An 18,457-nucleotide genomic window follows, 5' to 3' on the forward strand; every position below is an offset into this window, starting at 1 on the left:
CATGAGCGGCACTGACCCCACGCGAAGGGCCGGGCCGGGGCCCGAACCCGGTCGCACGCCCCTGGCCGCGAGCCCGTGGGCGCTGCCCTCCGCCGTCGCCCGGGAGTTCGACCCGGGCCGCGCGGGGCGCAGATCACGGCGGACCGCACGCGACTGGGTCACCGACTTCGGCTGCTTCCTGGCCGCCGTCCTGATCGGAATGCTCGCCGCCGACGCGGTCGGCGCCAACCCGCACGTCTCCGAGGGAGCCGCCGAGCTCGACCAGGTGGTCGGCGCGCTCGCCTGCGCCGCGGTCTGGCTGCGCAGGCGCTGGCCGCTCGGCCTCGCCCTCGCGATGGTGCCGGTCTCGCTGATCTCCGACACGGCGGGCGGCGCCTCGGCGGTGGCGCTCTTCACCCTCGCCGTGCACCGGCCGTTCCGGTACGTCGCGTGGGTCGGCGGCGCCTCGATCGCCACCGTTCCCCTCGTCTTCCGGCTGCGGCCCGACGCGGACATGCCGTACGGGGTCGCCATCGGCTTCGGCGTCGTGCTGAGCGCGGCGGTCATCGGCTGGGGCATGTTCGTACGCTCCCGGCGCGAACTCCTCATCAGCCTGCGGGACCGCGCCGTCCGCGCGGAGAACGAGGCCGCGCTCCGCGCCGAACAGGCCCAGCGGCTCGCCCGCGAGGACATCGCCCGCGAGATGCACGACGTGCTCGCGCACCGCCTCACCCTGCTCAGCGTGCACGCGGGCGCCCTCGAATTCCGCCCCGACGCACCCCGCGCGGAGATCGCCAGGGCGGCCGGCGTCATCCGGGAGAGCGCCCACGAGGCCCTGCAGGACCTGCGCCAGGTGATCGGCGTCCTGCGCGGCGGCGACGCGGACGCCTCGGGCCGCCCGCAGCCCACGCTCGCCGCCCTGGACACCCTGGCCGCCGAGTCCCGCGAGGCGGGCATGAAGGTCGTCCTCGACAACCGCGTCCCCGACCCCGCCGCCGTCCCCGCCGCCCTCGGCCGCACCGCCTACCGCATCGCGCAGGAGGGCCTGACCAACGCCCGTAAGCACGCCCCCGGCGCCGAGGTGACGGTGACCGTCACGGGCACGCCCGACGAGGGCCTGACCCTGTCCGTGCGCAACCCCGCACCGCCCGGCGAGGTGCCCCACGTGCCCGGCTCCGGACAGGGCCTGATCGGACTCGCCGAACGCGCCTCGCTCGCGGGCGGCCGGCTGGACCACGCGCCGGGCCCCGACGGCGGATTCCACCTGGAGGCCTGGCTACCGTGGGCGCCATGAAACCGATCAAGCTGCTGCTCGTCGACGACGATCCGCTGGTGCGCGCCGGACTCTCCTTCATGCTCGGCGGCGCGGCCGACATCGAGATCGTCGGCGAGGCGGGCGACGGCACCGAGGTCGCCGCGCTGGTCGGTGAAGTGCGCCCCGACGTCGTCCTGATGGACATCCGCATGCCCACGATGGACGGCCTCGCCGCGACGGAGGCGCTGCGCAGGCGACCGGGCGCCCCCGAGGTCATCGTCCTCACCACCTTCCACGCCGACGAGCAGGTCCTGCGCGCCCTGCGCGCGGGCGCGGCGGGGTTCGTCCTCAAGGACACGGCACCGGCCGAGATCGTCGCGGCGGTGCGCGCGGTGGCCGCCGGGGAGCCGGTGCTCTCGCCGACGGTGACCCAGCAGCTGATCACGCGGGTGACCGGCGTGGACCCCCAACTGGACCGCAGGCGGCGGGCGCTGGAGCGCCTCGACTCGCTGGGGGAGCGCGAGCGCGAGGTGGCCGTCGCGGTCGGCCGCGGCGGATCCAACGCGGACATCGCGGCGGAGCTGTTCCTGAGCGTCGCCACGGTCAAGGCGCACGTCTCCCGGATCCTGACGAAACTGGACCTCAACAACCGCGTCCAGATCGCCCTGTTGGCGCACGACGCGGGACTTCTCGACCAGGACGGCTGAGAGTGCGGGAACGAGGCGGGTGAGGGGAACAGAACGCCTCGCCCGGCGCGTTGACCACCTGAGCCTCTGGAGGAGACCTGCATGGCGGACACGATCGACCTGGCGACGTACGGCCCGCGGTTCAGACAGGACCCGCACTCCGTCTACGCGGAACTGCGCGCCCTCGGGCCCGTCCACCGCGTGCGCCTGCCACCCCCGGAGGACATGGGCGACGCCTACCTGGTCGTCGGGTACGAGGAGTGCAGGGCCGCGCTGACCGACCCCCGCTTCGCCAGTTCGTCGGCGGCGGCCGGCTTCGCCTTCCACGAGGAGGAGCTGATCGGCACGCACCTGCTGATCGCCGACCCCCCCCACCACACGCGCCTGCGGGGGCTCATCTCCCGCGAGTTCACCGCCCGCCGGGTCGAGGCCCTGCGCCCCCGCATCCAGGACATCACCGACGGCCTCCTCGACGCGATGCTCACCGAGGGCGCCACGGCGCGCGACCGCCGCGGCGACCTGCTCGAAGTCCTCGCCTTCCCGCTGCCGATCACGGTCATCTGCGAGCTGCTCGGCGTCCCCGACATCGACCGCGAGGCCTTCCGCCGCATGTCGAACGGCGTGGTGGCCTCGCCGAACCAGGAGGAGGAGCGCGCCGCCTTCGTGGCCCTGGCCGGCTACCTCGCCGACCTGGTCGAGGACAAGCGCTCGGCGCCCGGCGACGACCTCCTGAGCGCCCTGATCCGCGCCACCGGCGACGAGGACGGCGACCGCCTCTCGCCCGCCGAGCTGCGCGCCATGGCCTTCGTGCTGCTGATCGCCGGGCACGAGACGACGGTCAACCTGATCTCCAACACCGTGCACGCCCTCTTCACCCACCCCGGCCAACTGGCCGCGCTGCGCGCCGACATGAGCCTCCTCGACGGCGCGATCGAGGAAGGCCTCCGCTTCGAGGGCCCGGTGGAGGGCGCCACGTACCGCTTCGCCACCGAGGACACGGAGCTGGGCGGCCTCGTCGTCCCGCGCGGCTCCGTCGTCCGGATCTCCCTCGCCGCGGCCGACCGGGACCCCGCCCGCTTCCCCGACCCGGACCGCTTCGACATCCGCCGCGCCCCGCGCGGCCACGTCGCCTTCGGGCACGGCCTGCACCACTGCCTGGGCGCGCCGCTGGCCCGGCTGGAGGCGCGGATCGCGCTCGGCTCGCTCCTGTCCCGCTGCCCCGGCCTCGCCCCGGACGGGCCGCCGGGCGAGTGGCTGCCGGGGACGCTGATCAGGGGGGTGCGCCGACTTCCCGTCCGGTGGTAGTAGTTCGGTCATGAGCGAACCACCGCCCGCGCAGCCGACCGACCCCCTCGACCTCGCCAGGGCCCAGAAGGTCCTGGACGCCCAGCCGTTCAGCGCTCTGGTGCGGGCCCGCCTCACGCGGTTCGGCGAGGGGGCGGCCACGCTGGAGATCGACGTCCGCGAGGAACTCCACCAGCAGAACGGCTTCGTGCACGGCGGCGTGCTCGCGTACGCCGCGGACAACAGCATCACGTTCGCGGCCGGTACGACCCTCGGGCCCGCCGTGCTGACCTCGGGCTTCTCCATCCAGTACGTACGTCCCGCGACGGGCGTCAGACTGGCCGCCCGCGCCGTCGTCGTCCACTCGGGCCGCCGCCAGGCGGTGGTCCGCTGCGAGCTGTCCGCGGTGGGCGACGAGGGTGCGGAGACGCTGTGCGCGATCGCGCAGGGCACGGTGCTCTCCACGGGCTGAGAGCTCGTCCTTGGCCCTCCCGGCCTCCCAGCCCTCCCGACCTCCCAGCCCTCCCGGCCTCCCGACCTGCCAGCCTCCGGGCCTCCCGTCCCCTGCGGGCGCTCAGCCCTCGTAGCCCTCCGGGTCCCGCGGGATCTCGGACATCCGCACCGGCCGCCGCTCCCGCCGCGACAGTTCGCAGGCCTCCGCGATCCGCAGCGCGTGCAGCGCCTCGCGGCCGTCGCAGGGATTCGCCCGCTCTCCGCGCACGACGTCGACGAAGGCGGCGAGCTCCGCCTCGTACGCGGGGGCGAAGCGCTCCAGGAAGCCGGGCCAGGGCTTGACGGGGGCGGGCGGGCCCGCCGGTTCCGCCGAGGTGAGGGGCGTGCGCTCGTCCATGCCGACCGCCAACTGGTCGCGTTCCCCGGACAGTTCCATGCGGACGTCGTAGCCCGCGCCGTTGGTGCGGGTCGCGGTCGCCGTGACCAGCGTGCCGTCGTCCAGGGTGAGGACGGCGGCCGCCGTGTCGACGTCACCGGCCTCGCGGAACATCGCGGGACCCCTGTCGGAACCGGTCGCGTAGACCACCGCCACCTCGCGTCCCGTGACCCACCGCAGGATGTCGAAGTCGTGGACCAGGCAGTCCCGGTAGAGACCGCCGGAGAGCGGCAGGTACGCGGCGGGCGGCGGCGCCGGGTCCGAGGTGATCGCCCGTACCGTGTGAAGCCGTCCGAGGCGGCCCGAGCGCACCGCCTCGCGCGCCGCCGCGTACCCCGCGTCGAAGCGCCGCTGGAAACCGAGCTGCAGCACGGTGCCCGCCGCCTCGACCTCGGCGAGCGCGGCCAGCGTGCCCGGCAGGTCGAGGGCGATGGGCTTCTCGCAGAACACCGGGAGCCCGGCCCGCGCCGCCCTGCCGATGAGCGCGGCGTGCGCCGAGGTCGCCGCCGTGATCACCACGGCGTCCGCCCCTGCGGCGAAGACCGCGTCGACCGAGGGCACGGCCGTCGCGCCCGTCCGCGCCGCGAGGTCGGCCGCTCTCGCGGCGTCCACGTCGGCGACCACGAGGGACGTCACCGCCGGATGGCGGAGCAGGGCCGCCGAGTGAAAGGTGCCGATCCGGCCGGTTCCGATCAGTCCGATGCGCATGGCCCCACCCTCGCGACGCCCGCCCGCGCTGTCAATGGTTTGTCCGGACAACAGAACTTAAGAACTTCCCGTCATCCTCTCCTGGGACTACGCTCGCCCCGTGTCCAAACCAGTCGCCAAAGCAGCCCAGGACAAGCCGGTCCAGGACCCCACCGTGGACCTCCGGCTCGGCGTCGACCGCAGCAGCCCCGTCCCGCTCTACTTCCAGCTGGCCCAGCAGCTGGAGGCGGCGATCGAGCGCGGCGCCCTCACCCCGGGCAGTCTCCTCGGCAACGAGATCGAGCTCGCCGGGCGGCTCGGGCTCTCCCGGCCCACCGTCCGCCAGGCGATCCAGTCCCTCGTCGACAAGGGCCTGCTCGTGCGCCGCCGCGGCGTCGGCACCCAGGTCGTGCACAGCCAGGTCAAGCGGCCCCTGGAGCTCAGCAGCCTCTTCGACGACCTGGAAGCCGCCGGCCAGCGCCCGCAGACGCGCGTCCTGCGCAACACCGTCGAGGCCGCCTCCGCCGAGGTCGCGGCGGCCCTCGGCGTCGCCGAGGGCGACGACGTGCACCTCGTCGAGCGGCTCCGGCTCGCCCACGGCGAACCCATGGCGCACCTGCGCAACCACCTGCCCACCGGACTCCTCGACCTCGACACCGCACGCCTGGAGGCCACCGGCCTCTACCGCCTGATGCGCGCCGCGGGACACACCCTGCACAGCGCGCGCCAGTCCGTCGGCGCCCGCGCCGCCACCGCCGACGAGGGCGAACTGCTCGCCGAGCCCGCCGGGGCGCCGCTGCTCACGATGCGGCGCACGACCTTCGACGACACGGGCCGGGCCGTCGAGTACGGCGCGCACGTCTACCGGGCCTCGCGCTACTCCTTCGAGTTCCAGCTCCTCGTACGGCCGTAGCGACCCGGCGCCGCGCCAGCCGTCAGAATGTTCTGACAAAGCCATTGACGCTTCCGCGCGCACCCCGCTAGAACTCCTCCAGCCGCACCGAGGCGGCCGGAAGAAGAGGGGTGGTCCACCATGCGCACATCCCGTACGGCGAGGGGCGTCACGGCCTGTCTGGCGGTGATCGCGCTCGCCGCCGGCTGCAGCAGCTCCGGCGGCAAGGACGACGAGGACGGGTCGGGGGACGGCGGCGGGAGCGGCAACGGCGTCGGCACCCCCCGCCTCAAGATCGCGATGATCACGCACTCCGGCGAGGGCGACACCTTCTGGGACATCGTGCGCAGCGGCGCGCGGCAGGCGGCCCGCAAGGACAACATCCAGTTCCTCTACGCCAACGACAAGGAGGCCAAGGGCCAGGCCGAGCTCGTCCAGTCCTTCGTCGACAAGAAGGTCGACGGGATCGTCGTGACGCTCGCGAAGCCCGAGGCGATGCGGGCCGTGCTCGCCAAGGCCGGGGCGGCGGGCATCCCGGTCGTCACGATCAACTCCGGCGGCGAGTTCTCCGCGCGGTTCGGCGCGCTCGGCCACATCGGCCAGGACGAGTCCGTCGCGGGCGAGGCCGTCGGCGACGAGCTCAACACGCGCGGGAAGAAGAAGGCGCTCTGCGTCATCCACGAACAGGGCAACGTCTCCCTCGAACAGCGCTGCGCCGGCGTCAGGAAGACCTTCGAGGGATCGGTCGAGAACCTGAACGTCGAGGGCACCAACGCGCCGGGCGCCCAGTCCTCCATCAGCGCGAAGCTCCAGGCCACCAAGGACATCGACGCCGTCGTCACGCTCGGCGCGCCGATCGCCGCGTACTCGGTGAAGGCCAAGGACGAGACGGGGAGCAAGGCGGAGGTCGACACGTTCGACCTGAACGCCGAGGTCGTCAAGCGCCTGAAGGCCGAGGAGGTCGGGTTCGCCGTCGACCAGCAGCCCTACCTCCAGGGCTACCTCGCCCTCGACGAACTCTGGCTGTACAAGACCAACGCCAACGTCCTGGGAGGCGGCAAACCCGTCCTCACCGGCCCCGCCATCGTCACCGAGAAGGACGTGCCCGAGCTGGAGAAGTACACCGCTCGCGGTACCCGATGAACACACGCGTGATCCGCGTGGTCGATACTTGGGCGGCTGGGGCCGGGGATCCGGACCGGCCGCACAGAGCAGCAGAGCAAGAAGGGCACGGCGTCGTGGCAAGGGTGAAGACAGGGGTACGAGCGGTAGGCGCCGTGCTGGTGGCGGTGCTCGGTGTGACCGCCGGGCTGACCGGATGCAGCAGTACCGGCGGAAAGCGCGCCGAGGACGCCCGCAAGGCGGCAGCGGCGGGCGGGAAGGCCGCGGTGGACACGCCGCGCTGGACCTTCGGCATGGTCACCCACTCGGGCGACGGCGACACCTTCTGGGACATCGTCCAGAGCGGCGCCAAGCAGGCCGCGGTCAAGGACAACATCAAGTTCCTGTACGCCCACGACGACGAGGCGCAGCAGCAGGCCCAGCTCGTGGACTCCTACATCGACAAGAAGGTCGACGGGATCATCGTCACCCTCGCCAAGCCCGCGGCGATGAAGGGTGCCCTCGCCCGCGCGAAGAAGGCCGGCATCCCGGTGATCACCGTGAACTCCGGCTCTGCGGAGTCCAAGGAGTTCGGCGCGCTCACCCACATCGGCCAGGACGAGACGATCGCGGGCGAGGCCGTCGGCGAGGAGCTCAACAAGCGCGGCAGGAAGAAGGCGCTCTGCATCCTGCACGAGCAGGGCAACGTCGGCCACGAACAGCGCTGCGCGGGCGCCAAGAAGACCTTCGACGGCACGATGCAGAACCTGTACGTGACCGGCACCAACATGCCCGACGTGCAGTCCTCCATCGAGGCCAAGCTGCAGTCCGACAAGTCGGTCGACGCCGTCGTCACGCTCGGCGCGCCGTTCGCGGACACCGCGGTGCAGGCCGCGGACAGCGCGGGCAGCAAGGCCGAGGTCGACACCTTCGACCTCAACGAGAAGGTCGCGGCCGGTCTGAAGTCCGGCGACCTCGGCTTCGCCGTCGACCAGCAGCCCTACCTCCAGGGCTACGAGGCCGTCGACCTGCTCTGGCTGTACAAGTACAACGCCGACGTCCTCGGCGGCGGCAAGCCCGTCCTCACCGGCCCGCAGATCGTCACCAAGGACCAGGCCGCCGAGCTGGAGGACTACGCGAAGCGAGGGACCCGATGACCGCGACAGCACCCGCGCCCGCCCCCGACGCCAAGGCCGACGAGCGCCTGGTCAAGGCCTCACCGCTGAAGAAGCTGATGGGCCGACCCGAGCTCGGCTCCGTCGTCGGCGCCATCGCCGTGTTCCTCTTCTTCTCGTTCGTCGCGGACAGCTTCCTGCAGGCCACCAGCCTGGCGACGGTCCTGTACGCCGCCTCGACGCTCGGCATCATGGCGGTGCCGGTGGCGCTGCTGATGATCGGCGGCGAGTTCGACCTGTCGGCGGGCGTGCTCGTGACGACGTCGGCCCTCGTCTCGTCGATGTTCAGCTACCAGATGACGGCGAACGTCTGGGTGGGCGTCGGCGTCTCGCTCCTGGTCACGCTCGCCATCGGCGTCTTCAACGGCGTGATGCTGACCCGCACGGACCCGCCGAGCTTCATCATCACGCTCGGCACGTTCCTGATGCTGACCGGTATGAACCTCGGCTTCACCAAGATGATCAGCGGCACGGTCTCCACCAAGTCGATCGCCGACATGGAGGGCTTCTCCTCCGCCAAGAAGATCTTCGCCGAGACGATCACGATCGGCGGCGTCGACTTCAAGGTCACGATCCTCTGGTGGCTCGCCCTGATCGCGGTCGCCACCTGGATCCTGCTGCGCACCCGCGTCGGCAACTGGATCTTCGCGGTCGGCGGCGGCGAGGACGCGGCCCGCGCGGTCGGCGTCCCGGTCGCCAAGACCAAGATCGGCCTCTACATGGGCGTCGCGTTCGGCGCCTGGATCTCCGGCCAGCACCTGCTGTTCTCGTACGACACCGTGCAGTCCGGCGAGGGCGTCGGCAACGAACTGATCTACATCGTCGCGGCCGTCATCGGCGGCTGCCTCATCACCGGCGGCTACGGCTCCGCGGTCGGCGCGGCCGTCGGCGCGCTGATCTTCGGCATGGTCAGCAAGGGCATCGTCTTCGCCGAGTGGAACTCGGACTGGTTCAAGTTCTTCCTCGGCGTGATGCTGCTCCTGGCGACCCTGCTCAACCACTGGGTCCGCAAGCGCGCGGAGGCGACGAAGTGACCACGGACATGACGAAGACCGACGCGGCCCCCGAGGACGGCAGCGGACGCACGCCGCTCGTCGAGCTCGACGACGTCAGCAAGTACTACGGAAACATCCGCGCGCTCGAAGGCGTCTCGCTCGAAGTGCACGCGGGGGAGATCTCCTGCGTGCTCGGCGACAACGGCGCGGGCAAGTCCACCCTCATCAAGATCATCGCAGGGCTGCACCGGCACGATGCGGGTGCCCTGCGCATCGAGGGCGAGGACATGCGGCTCGGCTCGCCGCGCGCGGCCCTGGACCTCGGCATCGCCACGGTCTACCAGGACCTCGCGGTGGTCCCCCTGATGCCGGTCTGGCGGAACTTCTTCCTCGGCTCCGAGCCGACGAAGGGCACGGGTCCCTTCCGCCGCATGGACGTCGACCTCATGCGCAGGACGACCCGCGCGGAGCTCCTGCGCATGGGCATCGACCTGCGCGACGTCGACCAGCCCATCGGCACGCTCTCGGGCGGCGAGCGCCAGTGCGTGGCGATCGCCCGCGCCGTGTACTTCGGCGCGAAGGTCCTCGTCCTCGACGAGCCGACCGCGGCGCTCGGCGTCAAGCAGTCGGGCGTCGTCCTGAAGTACGTGGCCGCGGCGCGGGACGCGGGCCTGGGTGTGGTCCTGATCACCCACAACCCGCACCATGCCTACCTGGTCGGCGACCGTTTCGTACTCCTCAAGCGCGGCACGATGTTCGGCAGCTACGCCCGCGACGAAACCAGCCTCGACGAGCTGACCCGCCAGATGGCGGGCGGCTCGGAACTGGATGACCTCCGTCACGAACTGGAGGGCCGAGAGGCCCTGTAAGGGGCGCGGGGAACTGCGCGAGCGACCACGCACGGCCCGCGGCCGCGTCTGCCGGGCGCCCGTGCAGTGGCGCCTGCGGCTTTTCGTGGGCGGGGCGCGCAGTTCCCCGCGCCCCTGGGGGGGGAGGGCCGCAAGGCCCTGTCAGGGGCGCGGGGAACTGCGCGAGCAACCACGAACCACCCGCACCCGCATCTACCCAGTCACCCAGCAGACGCGACTGCGGCTCCCCGCGGGCCGAGCGCACAGCCCCCCCGCGGGCCGAGCGCCCAGCTCCCCGGGCCCCCGGCGTGGCCGAGCGCACCGCTCCCCACCCCCGACACCCTCCGGCCCAGGGCCACCGAACCGGGCCCCCGGCCCCGGGGTCCCGTTGTGCGCGCCCCCGCGACCGTGAGGCAGAATCGCCGCAATGAGCACCTACCGCGACCTCGCGCACCGCGGCTCCGCACGAGCCACCGTCCTGCGGACCGTGGGCACCCGCGAACGCCGATCGCACCTCACGGCGCCACGCGTCAACACCGTCGGCATCGACATCGGCGGCACCAAGGTGATGGCGGGCGTCGTCGACCCCGACGGCAACATCCTGGAGACCCTCCGCACGGAGACCCCGGACAAGTCGAAGAGCCCCAAGGTCGTCGAGGACACCATCGTCGAGCTCGTCCTCGACCTCTCGGACCGGCACGACGTGCACGCCGTCGGCATCGGCGCCGCAGGATGGGTCGACGCGGACCGCAACCGCGTGCTCTTCGCGCCCCACCTCTCCTGGCGCAACGAGCCCCTGCGCGACCGGATCTCAGGCCGCCTGGCCGTCCCCGTCATGGTGGACAACGACGCGAACACCGCCGCCTGGGCGGAGTGGCGCTTCGGCGCGGGCCGCGGCGAGGACCACCTGGTCATGATCACGCTCGGCACCGGCATCGGCGGCGCGATCCTGGAGGACGGCCAGGTCAAGCGCGGCAAGTTCGGCGTCGCGGGCGAGTTCGGCCACATGCAGGTCGTCCCGGGCGGCCACCGCTGCCCCTGCGGCAACCGCGGCTGCTGGGAGCAGTACAGCTCCGGCAACGCCCTGGTCCGCGAGGCCCGCGAGCTCGCCGCCGCCGACTCCCCGGTCGCGTACGGCATCATCGAGCGGGTCAAGGGCAACGTCCCCGACATCACCGGCCCCCTCATCACCGAGCTGGCCCGCGAGGGCGACGCCATGTGCGTCGAGCTCCTCCAGGACATCGGCCAGTGGCTGGGCGTCGGCATCGCCAACCTCGCCGCCGCCCTGGACCCCTCCTGCTTCGTGATCGGCGGCGGCGTCTCGGCCGCCGACGACCTCCTGATCGGCCCGGCCCGCGACGCCTTCCGCCGCCACCTCACCGGCCGCGGCTACCGCCCCGAGGCCCGCGTCGCCCGTGCCCAGCTCGGTCCCGAGGCCGGCATGGTGGGCGCCGCGGACCTCTCCCGCCTGGTCGCCCGCCGCTTCCGCCGCGCCAACCGGCGCCGCGTGGAACGCTACGAACGGTACGAGCGCTACGCCGAGGCGCGCCGCACCAACGACCGCACCTCCCAGGGAACCCAGTAGATGACCGTGCCCCGCCAGCCCTCGTCCCCGGACCTCCCCGGCTCGCCCGAGCCGGACCGCGACGGAGGCAAGGCCAGCAAGCCCGAGGACCGCCGCCACATGATCCGCCGCCGCTGGCTGACGGCGATCATCATCGTGCTGCTCATCGGCGTGCCCGCCGGCTACCTGGTGATCTCCGCGAACCAGAGCCGCAACAGCGGCCGGGACAAGGAGGACAAGTACTCCGCGACCGGCCTCACCGCGGGCTGGCCCTCCAAGGTGCAGCGCCGTCTGTACGACGTGCCGGTCCAGCCGTACTCGGCGGAGGTCGCCTACTACGAGACGAACAACTGGCGCACCAGCCGGCTCTACGTCCAGTTCCTCACCAGCAACGAGGGCCTGCGGAGGTTCCTCAAGCAGATCGGCACCACCGAGGACGAGCTCGAACCGAACGAGATCACCATCAGCAAGCGCGACCGCAAGGTGGTCGGCTGGGAGTTCACGGGCCCCGGCCCCTGGTCCGGTCTGACCCACGACCGGAAGAACCCGGCGCCCACCCAGGACGTGGTCGTGGACCGCTCGAACGCGCAGCACCCGATGGTGTACGTGGTGTCGTCGACGACGCCCTGAGCCCTCGCGCGATTCTTTCGCGCCGGTGAAGATCAGGGCGTTCTCCGGTGCGCCTCAGTACGGCCCTCCTAGCGTGTGGCCATGACCAGAATCCCGGAATCAGAAGCCGCGTACGACCGGCGCAGGCTGCACCAGTGGCTGGACGGCGGGGCCCGCGCCGACGGGGTGGCGCGCCGTGACCTCCTGCGGCTCCTGGCGGCCGCGGGCCTCGTCTCCGCGGCGCCGGTCGGCCTGTCGGCGAACACGGCGAGCGCGGCGGGTGCCTCGGGCACCGCGGGGGAGGGCGTCGTCAAGCCGCTGCCCCCGGAGCGGTTCATCGTGCACGGCACGAACGCGGAGACCCGCTTCGAGGCCCTCGCGGACACCGGCCACCTCACCCCCGCCTCCCACTTCTTCGTCCGCAACCACACGACGACGCCGCGGATCGACGCCGCGACCTGGCGGCTGAACGTCTGGGGCGACGGTCTGAAGGGCGGCGCGCACCACTTCAGCCTCGCCGACCTGCGGAACCTCCCCCCGGTGACGCGCACGGCGTTCGTCGAATGCGCGGGCAACGCCAGGAACTTCTTCAAGACCCAGCAGGACCAGCCCGCCTTCGGCACGCCCTGGACCACGGGCGCGATCGGCACGGCCCGCTGGCGCGGCGCACGCCTCTCCGACGTCCTGCGCAGGGCGGGCCTCTCCCGCCGGGCGGTGGACGTGATGCCGCGCGGCCTCGACGACGACTACGTCACCTCGAACGGCACCAACTACGGCCGCGTGCGCCGCCCCATGCCGGTCTCCAAGGCCCTGGACGACGTCCTCCTCGCGTACGAGATGAACGGCGAGCCCCTTCCCCCCGACCACGGATACCCGGTCCGGGTCCTCGCCCCGTCCTGGGTGGGCATCTCCTCGATCAAGTGGCTCGGCGACATCGAGGTCTCGACCGTGCCCCTCTACTCGCCCTGGAACACCGACTTCTACCGGCTGTACGGCGACGCCTACCCGCCCGAGGGCAGCGCCCCGCTCACCCGCCAGACCCTCAAGTCGGCCTTCGAGCTGCCCTGGAACGCGACCCTGTCCGCGCACACCGAGCACCGGCTCACCGGCCGCGCCTGGTCCGCGTCGGGCGCGATCACCCGGGTCGAGGTCAGCACGGACGGCGGCGCCTCCTGGCGCCGGGCCCGCCTGCACGATGCCTCGCACCCCGGCTCGTGGACCCGCTGGTCGACGCCGTGGACCCCCGGCAAGCCCGGCCCCGTCGAACTCCTCTCCCGCGCCACCGACTCCACGGGCCGGACCCAGCCGGAGACGACGGTGCCCAACACGCAGGGATACCTGTTCGACGCGGTGATCCGGCACGCGGTGACGGTCGGAGCCTGACGCTCTCACCCGGCGGCCGCCCACCCCTCGTACACGGCGGCCGCCACCGCCAGGTCCTCCCAGGCCATCCCCGCCGACTTGAACAGCCGGGGCATGCCCTCCGCCGGCCGCACCTCACCCCGGACCAGGGCGTCCAGCGTGTGGAGCCGCTCCATGGCGAAGGCCCCTTCGGCGGCCGCGAGGACCAGGTCGCCGCACTCCCGCTCCGCGACCTCGCGGGACTCCGCCACCACCGTGGCGCGGCCCACGAGCCGGGCGTCCACCTCACGGGCGTCCGGCTCGTGCGAGCCGACCGCCGCGACCGTCGCGTGGCCGGGCAGCAGGGAGCTGTCGAAGAGGGGCTCGCGGGCCGTGGTGCAGCAGCAGACCACGTCGGCACGGGCCACCGCGTCCGCCGTCGCCGCGGTCGCGGAAAGCCCCGCGGCGCGACAGCGGTCGACGAACGCGGCGACCCGGCGGGCGTCGCGCGCGACCACGTCGACGTGGCGCAGGGCCGGACGCACCGCCCGTACCGCCTCGACGTGGCCCCACGCCTGCGGGCCCGTCCCGAAGACGAGCAGCCGCTCGGCTCCGGGGACCGCGAGCCGCCCGATCGCCACCCCGGACACGGCAGGAGTGCGCAACGACGTCAGCGCGATCCCGTCCAGGAGGGCCACCGGCGTGTGGGTCAGTCCGTCCAGGAGCAGGTAAAGCCCCTGAACGCGCGGCAGACCGCGCTCCGCGTTGCCCGGCGTGACGGTGGCGACCTTCACTCCGGCGTACGAGGCGGTGGCGGACGGCATCAGGAGCAGCTGACCGCCGGGCACCTCGACGACCGAGCGGGGTGCTTGTGCCGCCGGGTCGAGCCCGTCGGCGAGGACGGCCTCCAGCGCGCCGATCGCGGCGGACATGGGGACGAGCCGTTCCACGGTCTCGGCGTCGAGGTACGGCGTGGCGGGGGTCGGGGCCGGTGCGGGGGTCGGTGCGTTCATGGGGTTTCCCTACCCACTGGGCGGGACGTGAGTGAAAACAGAGGCCCGGGGCACTCGCGGAGGTGAAGAACGAAGGCGCACGTCCACGAAGAAAGGTGTCATCCGTGTCGCAGGTCGAAGAGTCCATCGAAGTCAACGTGCCGGTCCGCACGGCGTACAACCAGTGGACCCAGTTCGAGTCGTTCCCCCGGTTCATGGAGGGCGTGCAGCGGATCGAGCAGCGCACCGACAAGCTCACCCACTGGGTGACGAAGATCGACGGCGTGGAGCGCGAGTTCGACGCGGCGATCACCGAGCAGATCCCCGACGAGCGCGTGGCCTGGACCACCGTCGAGGGCCAGGCCAAGCAGGCCGGCGTCGTCACCTTCCACCGCCTGGACGACAGCCGTACCAAGGTCATGCTGCAGATGCATTACGACCCCGACGGCCTGGCCGAGACCGTCGGCGACAAGCTCGGTTTCGTGAAGCGGCAGGTCACGGGCGACCTGGGTCGGTTCAAGGAGTTCATCGAGGAGCGCGGTGGCGTGGAGACCGGTGCGTGGCGCGGTGAGGTCTGACACGCACGATGACTCGGCACTGCGAGTGCTACCGGCCGTTGTCGGTATGGCCGGCGCCGTAGCCGGGCACCGCGGCCGCCAGGACCTCCTCGGCGACCTTCCATAGTTCCGGGAGGTACTCCTGGTCGCCTGACCACGAGCCGGTCGACGCGATGGGCAGCGCGTCGGCCGGTCAGTGGTCCTACGAGGGCTCGCGGGCGTCCGCAATCGCCGGAGCGTTGTAGATGCGTGCTGCACGCCACGGCCGAGTCATGTGCGCAGGCCTTGTTCCAGCGACGCGGCCGCGTGGCGTGTCTACAGCCGCTCCTTCTTTCGTGCAGGCCGGTTCGCGCGGCGTCTTTCGGCTTGGCGTACCAGGATGCTGTGCAGGGCGTGCGCGGCTGTGCGTGCCGTGTGTGCGTGGCGTTGCTGGAGCATGACGCGGAATTCGGTGTTGTCATCGGCGAGAGGGCGGTAGGTGATGGTGCCGCTTCGTTCCAGTGGGTCGCCGTGCACGCTGTAGTCAGGCAGGACGGCGGCGCCGAGCCCTTCCGCAACCATGAGTTTTCCCATTTCGGCGCCGTCGGCCGAGTAGGAGAAGAGGGGTGTGCTGCCGCTGAGGAGGCGGTGGATGTAGCGGTGCATGACGTAACCGGCCCGCATCGTGATCAGCGGGTGGGTCAGCAGGTCGGCGACGGTGATCGCTCCGAGTGCGGCCAGGGGACTGTCCTGACGGATGCACACGACGGGTCGTCCACGCAGTAGTTCAGTGGTGTGCAGGCCGGGCGGGAGGTCGTCGTCGCGTAGGTAGCTGACGATTCCCAGGTCGAATCCGCCCTCGGTGAGGTGTTGTTGGATGCCGTCGTGCCGGTCAGCGATCACTTCCACCTGGGTCGACGGGTGGGTGGTGCGGAACTCGCGGATGGCCGGTGTCAGGAGGGTGACGGTGGCGGCATTGACCGTGCCCAGCCGTAGCGCGCGGTTGGTGTGGTGCTGTTCGTCGGCTGCTTGGCGCAGACGGTCGACTGCGTCAAGGACTGCGGCGATGTGCGGCAGCAGTTCTCGCCCCTCGTGACTGATCTTGGCTCCGGAGCGTTTGCGCTCCATGAGTTCCACTCCCAGTTCGCGCTCCAGTTTGCGCAACGTCTCGCCCAACGCCGGCTGAGACATGTGCAGTGCCTCGGCGGCACGGCGCAGTGACCCGAGCCGCGTGACTGCCACCAGATATTCCAACTGTTCTACACGCATGGCGAGATACCTCCGACCCGCATAGTAATCCGTCCACTTGGGGGGCGAGGTGAGAGGTCTTCCCTGTCCCCATATCCGAAATTCGCGCTGGACCGCAATCGGAAACGCTGTTTAGGCTCGGGTTGCGAAGGCCTGGCTGCCCTCCCTGATCCCCCTCATCGGTGGCTGGCCAGGCCTTTGCTCATAGGCGCTTTTGTCACCGCAGTGGGCGCTATTCATCGGCACACTGATCAGCAGCACCTTGTCCTTCCTGGCCAACGCCAGATGGTTGCGCGGAAGGGGCGAAGGTCCTTAAGCGCCTGTCCAGAAGTCCCGTAAATTGCCAAACCTTGGCCCCTACCGTTGAAACATCAAGCTTTGTGATGTTGGGGTGAGATAGACAACTTTCCTGCGAAACGGAAAAAGCAATGCCCAACACGGCACAGGCGTCGACTTCATGGCGTGTACCTCTGCCTCACGCACCTGCCGCCGTCTCGATAGCCCGAAGGCTGGTTCGCGCGGCCCTAATGCACCCCACTGCACATTCGACCCAAGCCCGTCAATCTCCGGCCTGTACACCAGCTGCTGTGGACCATGACGTGGCTGAATTGCTCACTTCTGAATTGGTCACGAATGCGGTGGAGCACACCACGGCACGAGCTCCACTGGAACTGCTTCTGGAAGTTCAGCATTCGGGATTTCGTGTTGAAGTCCGGGACCATGATGCGGGCGCCGTGGAAGAGCTGATGACTGAGGGGATGCCCCACCACGGGCCCGACCCACGGAGTGAGAGCGGACGAGGCCTCCTTCTTGTCCGCGAGCTCAGCTCATCAGCTGGGTGCAGCCTCAGCGAAGGCGGCAAGGGCGTCTGGTTCACCCTTTCGTCCGGCCAGGCCCAGGACGTGTGTCGGGCAGGCTGAGGCCTAGGCCCAAGACGCTGGGGAAGGGCGCGTGTTCGGCAGGCCGCGAGCCGCGGCCAGCCGCAGTGCGTCCACAGCACAGCCGGGTTCGCGCGCCGCCTGACCCCTGGCTGCGACGAACACTGCCGCGCAGCCGATGAACGACTCGCTGGCGCCGACCCGCCTGCAAGCCCCGCCCCGCCCCGCCCCGCCCCGTCCCGGCTTCCGTGGAGCCGCTCAGCTCCGCCCCGCAAACGGGACTTGCGCCTCAGGCTCCTCAAGCTCTATCGCCGACTCCGTCACCCCCGGCCGCCGCCACAACTTCGCCTCCGCCAGGAGCGGGAGCACGCCCTCTCCGAACCAATACGCTTCCTCGATGTGCGGGTGGCCGGACAGGACGAACTCTTCGATGCCGAGCTGCTGGTATTCGACGATCCGCGCTGCCACCTCGGCGTGGCTGCCCACCAGGGCGGTGCCCGCGCCGCCGCGGACCAGGCCGATGCCGGCCCAGAGGTTGGGCGCGACCTCCAGCCCGTTCGTGCTGCCGCCGTGCAGCGCCAGCATCCGCCGCTGGCCCTCGGATTCACTGCGGGCCAGCCCTTCCTGTACGGCACGGATCGCCTCTGGCGCGAAGCCGTCCAGGAGGCGACGGGCCTCGGCCCAAGCCTGGTCGGCGGTGTCCCGTGTGATCACGTGCAGCCGGATGCCGAAGCGCACCGAGCGCCCCGCTTCGGCGGCCAGCCGCTGGATCCAGGCGATCTTCTCGGCCACCTGCTCGGGTGGTTCGCCCCAGGTCAGGTAAACATCGCTGAACCGGGCGGCGACCTCCCCCGCCGCTGCCGAGGACCCGCCGAAGTAGACGGGCGGTACGGGGTCGGGCACGCGGGCCAGCCGCGCCTGCTCGACCCGCAGGTGCTCCCCGTCGAAGTCGACCGTCCGCCCTTGCCACAGGTCCCGCACGACGCTCAGGAACTCGCCGGTGCGGGCGTAACGTGCGTCCTTGCCCAGGAAGTCGCCGTACGCGCGCTGCTCGTGGCTCTCGCCGCCGGTGACGATGTTGAGGAGCAGCCGTCCGGGTGCGTGCCGCTGAAAGGTGGCCGCCATCTGGGCGGCGAGGGTGGGCGCGATGATGCCGGGCCGGAGAGCGATGAGGAATTTCAGGTGCTCGGTCTCCCGGGCGAGCATCGCCGTGGTGAGCCAGGCGTCCTCGCACCAGGCCCCGGTAGGGGTCAGGGCGCCTTCGAAGCCGAGTTGTTCGGCGGCACGGGCGATCTGGGTGAGATAGCCGAGCGTGGCGGGGCGCTGCCCGCCCGCGGCGCCGGCGGGCAGGCCGTGGCCGCCGCCGACGATGTGCCGGCTGTCGCCGTAGGTCGGCAGGAACCAGTGGAAGGTGAGGCTCACGGAATCTCCGGAAACAAGGAAGAAGCAGGGAAGGAGGGTGCAGCGGGAGAGGAAGGAGAAGTGGGGGAGGAAGGAG

Annotated in this window: 18 protein-coding genes; 14 read left to right on the forward strand and 4 right to left on the reverse strand. The window is 71.5% G+C overall.

Annotated features, from left to right (window positions below):
- The first annotated feature begins 1 nt into the window (after position 1).
- The 4 genes from ACZ69I_RS24740 to ACZ69I_RS24755 all read left to right on the forward strand — a co-directional run bounded on the left by ACZ69I_RS24740 (position 2) and on the right by ACZ69I_RS24755 (position 3,676).
- A complete protein-coding gene (locus ACZ69I_RS24740) occupies positions 2-1,273 on the forward strand; it encodes a sensor histidine kinase (protein ID WP_470834629.1) in 1,272 nt (423 codons plus the stop codon).
- On the forward strand, positions 1,270-1,941 hold the full coding sequence (locus ACZ69I_RS24745; protein ID WP_467678573.1) for a response regulator: 672 nt from the start codon (positions 1,270-1,272) through the stop codon (positions 1,939-1,941). The genes ACZ69I_RS24740 and ACZ69I_RS24745 overlap by 4 nt, the downstream gene beginning before the upstream one ends.
- A gap of 81 nt (positions 1,942-2,022) precedes the next feature.
- The gene (locus ACZ69I_RS24750) at positions 2,023-3,225 is read left to right on the forward strand and encodes a cytochrome P450 family protein (protein WP_470834631.1); all 1,203 of its coding nucleotides are present in this window, start codon (positions 2,023-2,025) and stop codon (positions 3,223-3,225) included.
- Between the two features lie 10 nt (positions 3,226-3,235).
- Positions 3,236-3,676 (forward strand): PaaI family thioesterase, encoded by a 441-nt coding sequence (locus tag ACZ69I_RS24755; RefSeq protein WP_467678577.1) that lies wholly within the window; start codon positions 3,236-3,238, stop codon positions 3,674-3,676.
- A gap of 102 nt (positions 3,677-3,778) precedes the next feature.
- On the opposite strand, the gene ACZ69I_RS24760 is transcribed toward ACZ69I_RS24755, so the two are convergent.
- On the reverse strand, positions 3,779-4,801 hold the full coding sequence (locus ACZ69I_RS24760; protein WP_470834633.1) for a Gfo/Idh/MocA family protein: 1,023 nt from the start codon (positions 4,799-4,801) through the stop codon (positions 3,779-3,781).
- A gap of 154 nt (positions 4,802-4,955) precedes the next feature.
- On the opposite strand from ACZ69I_RS24760, the gene ACZ69I_RS24765 reads away from it, so the two are divergent.
- The 8 genes from ACZ69I_RS24765 (at position 4,956) to ACZ69I_RS24800 (ending at position 13,347) form a co-directional block, all read left to right on the forward strand.
- Positions 4,956-5,693, forward strand: coding sequence for a GntR family transcriptional regulator (locus tag ACZ69I_RS24765; RefSeq protein ID WP_470834677.1), 738 nt, complete (start codon positions 4,956-4,958; stop codon positions 5,691-5,693).
- A gap of 120 nt (positions 5,694-5,813) precedes the next feature.
- Positions 5,814-6,815: a sugar ABC transporter substrate-binding protein gene (locus ACZ69I_RS24770; RefSeq protein WP_470834634.1), complete on the forward strand. Its 1,002-nt coding sequence runs from the start codon at positions 5,814-5,816 to the stop codon at positions 6,813-6,815.
- A gap of 95 nt (positions 6,816-6,910) precedes the next feature.
- Positions 6,911-7,930, forward strand: coding sequence for a sugar ABC transporter substrate-binding protein (locus ACZ69I_RS24775; RefSeq protein ID WP_467678583.1), 1,020 nt, complete (start codon positions 6,911-6,913; stop codon positions 7,928-7,930).
- Positions 7,927-8,982: an ABC transporter permease gene (locus tag ACZ69I_RS24780; protein ID WP_467678585.1), complete on the forward strand. Its 1,056-nt coding sequence runs from the start codon at positions 7,927-7,929 to the stop codon at positions 8,980-8,982. Before ACZ69I_RS24775 ends, ACZ69I_RS24780 begins: the two co-directional genes overlap by 4 nt.
- An 8-nt stretch (positions 8,983-8,990) precedes the next feature.
- Positions 8,991-9,812: an ATP-binding cassette domain-containing protein gene (locus ACZ69I_RS24785; protein WP_470834636.1), complete on the forward strand. Its 822-nt coding sequence runs from the start codon at positions 8,991-8,993 to the stop codon at positions 9,810-9,812.
- Between the two features lie 406 nt (positions 9,813-10,218).
- Positions 10,219-11,376 carry an ROK family glucokinase gene (locus tag ACZ69I_RS24790; protein ID WP_467678589.1) on the forward strand — a complete coding sequence of 386 codons (1,158 nt, stop codon included), beginning with the start codon at positions 10,219-10,221 and terminating at the stop codon, positions 11,374-11,376.
- Positions 11,377-11,985 (forward strand): sugar kinase, encoded by a 609-nt coding sequence (locus ACZ69I_RS24795; protein ID WP_467678591.1) that lies wholly within the window; start codon positions 11,377-11,379, stop codon positions 11,983-11,985.
- 81 nt (positions 11,986-12,066) lie between these two features.
- Positions 12,067-13,347 carry a sulfite oxidase gene (locus ACZ69I_RS24800; protein ID WP_470834639.1) on the forward strand — a complete coding sequence of 427 codons (1,281 nt, stop codon included), beginning with the start codon at positions 12,067-12,069 and terminating at the stop codon, positions 13,345-13,347.
- Positions 13,348-13,352: 5 nt separating this feature from the next.
- Here the strand turns inward: ACZ69I_RS24800 and ACZ69I_RS24805 are convergent, their stop codons facing one another.
- Positions 13,353-14,318 carry an ornithine cyclodeaminase family protein gene (locus ACZ69I_RS24805; protein WP_470834640.1) on the reverse strand — a complete coding sequence of 322 codons (966 nt, stop codon included), beginning with the start codon at positions 14,316-14,318 and terminating at the stop codon, positions 13,353-13,355.
- A 104-nt stretch (positions 14,319-14,422) separates the two neighbouring features.
- Between ACZ69I_RS24805 and ACZ69I_RS24810 the strand changes: the two genes are divergently transcribed.
- Positions 14,423-14,875 carry an SRPBCC family protein gene (locus ACZ69I_RS24810; protein WP_467678597.1) on the forward strand — a complete coding sequence of 151 codons (453 nt, stop codon included), beginning with the start codon at positions 14,423-14,425 and terminating at the stop codon, positions 14,873-14,875.
- 294 nt (positions 14,876-15,169) lie between these two features.
- Here the strand turns inward: ACZ69I_RS24810 and ACZ69I_RS24815 are convergent, their stop codons facing one another.
- Complete coding sequence (locus tag ACZ69I_RS24815) at positions 15,170-16,102, reverse strand: LysR family transcriptional regulator (RefSeq protein ID WP_470834641.1); 933 nt, start codon at positions 16,100-16,102, stop codon at positions 15,170-15,172.
- 407 nt (positions 16,103-16,509) lie between these two features.
- Here ACZ69I_RS24815 and ACZ69I_RS24820 point away from each other — a divergent pair, with 407 nt between their 5' ends.
- Positions 16,510-17,001 carry an ATP-binding protein gene (locus ACZ69I_RS24820; RefSeq protein WP_470834643.1) on the forward strand — a complete coding sequence of 164 codons (492 nt, stop codon included), beginning with the start codon at positions 16,510-16,512 and terminating at the stop codon, positions 16,999-17,001.
- Between the two features lie 216 nt (positions 17,002-17,217).
- Here the strand turns inward: ACZ69I_RS24820 and ACZ69I_RS24825 are convergent, their stop codons facing one another.
- Complete coding sequence (locus ACZ69I_RS24825) at positions 17,218-18,381, reverse strand: LLM class flavin-dependent oxidoreductase (RefSeq protein WP_470834644.1); 1,164 nt, start codon at positions 18,379-18,381, stop codon at positions 17,218-17,220.
- Between the last annotated feature and the right edge of the window lie 76 nt (positions 18,382-18,457).

It is taken from the genome of Streptomyces sp. NPDC036815 (assembly GCF_055609205.1).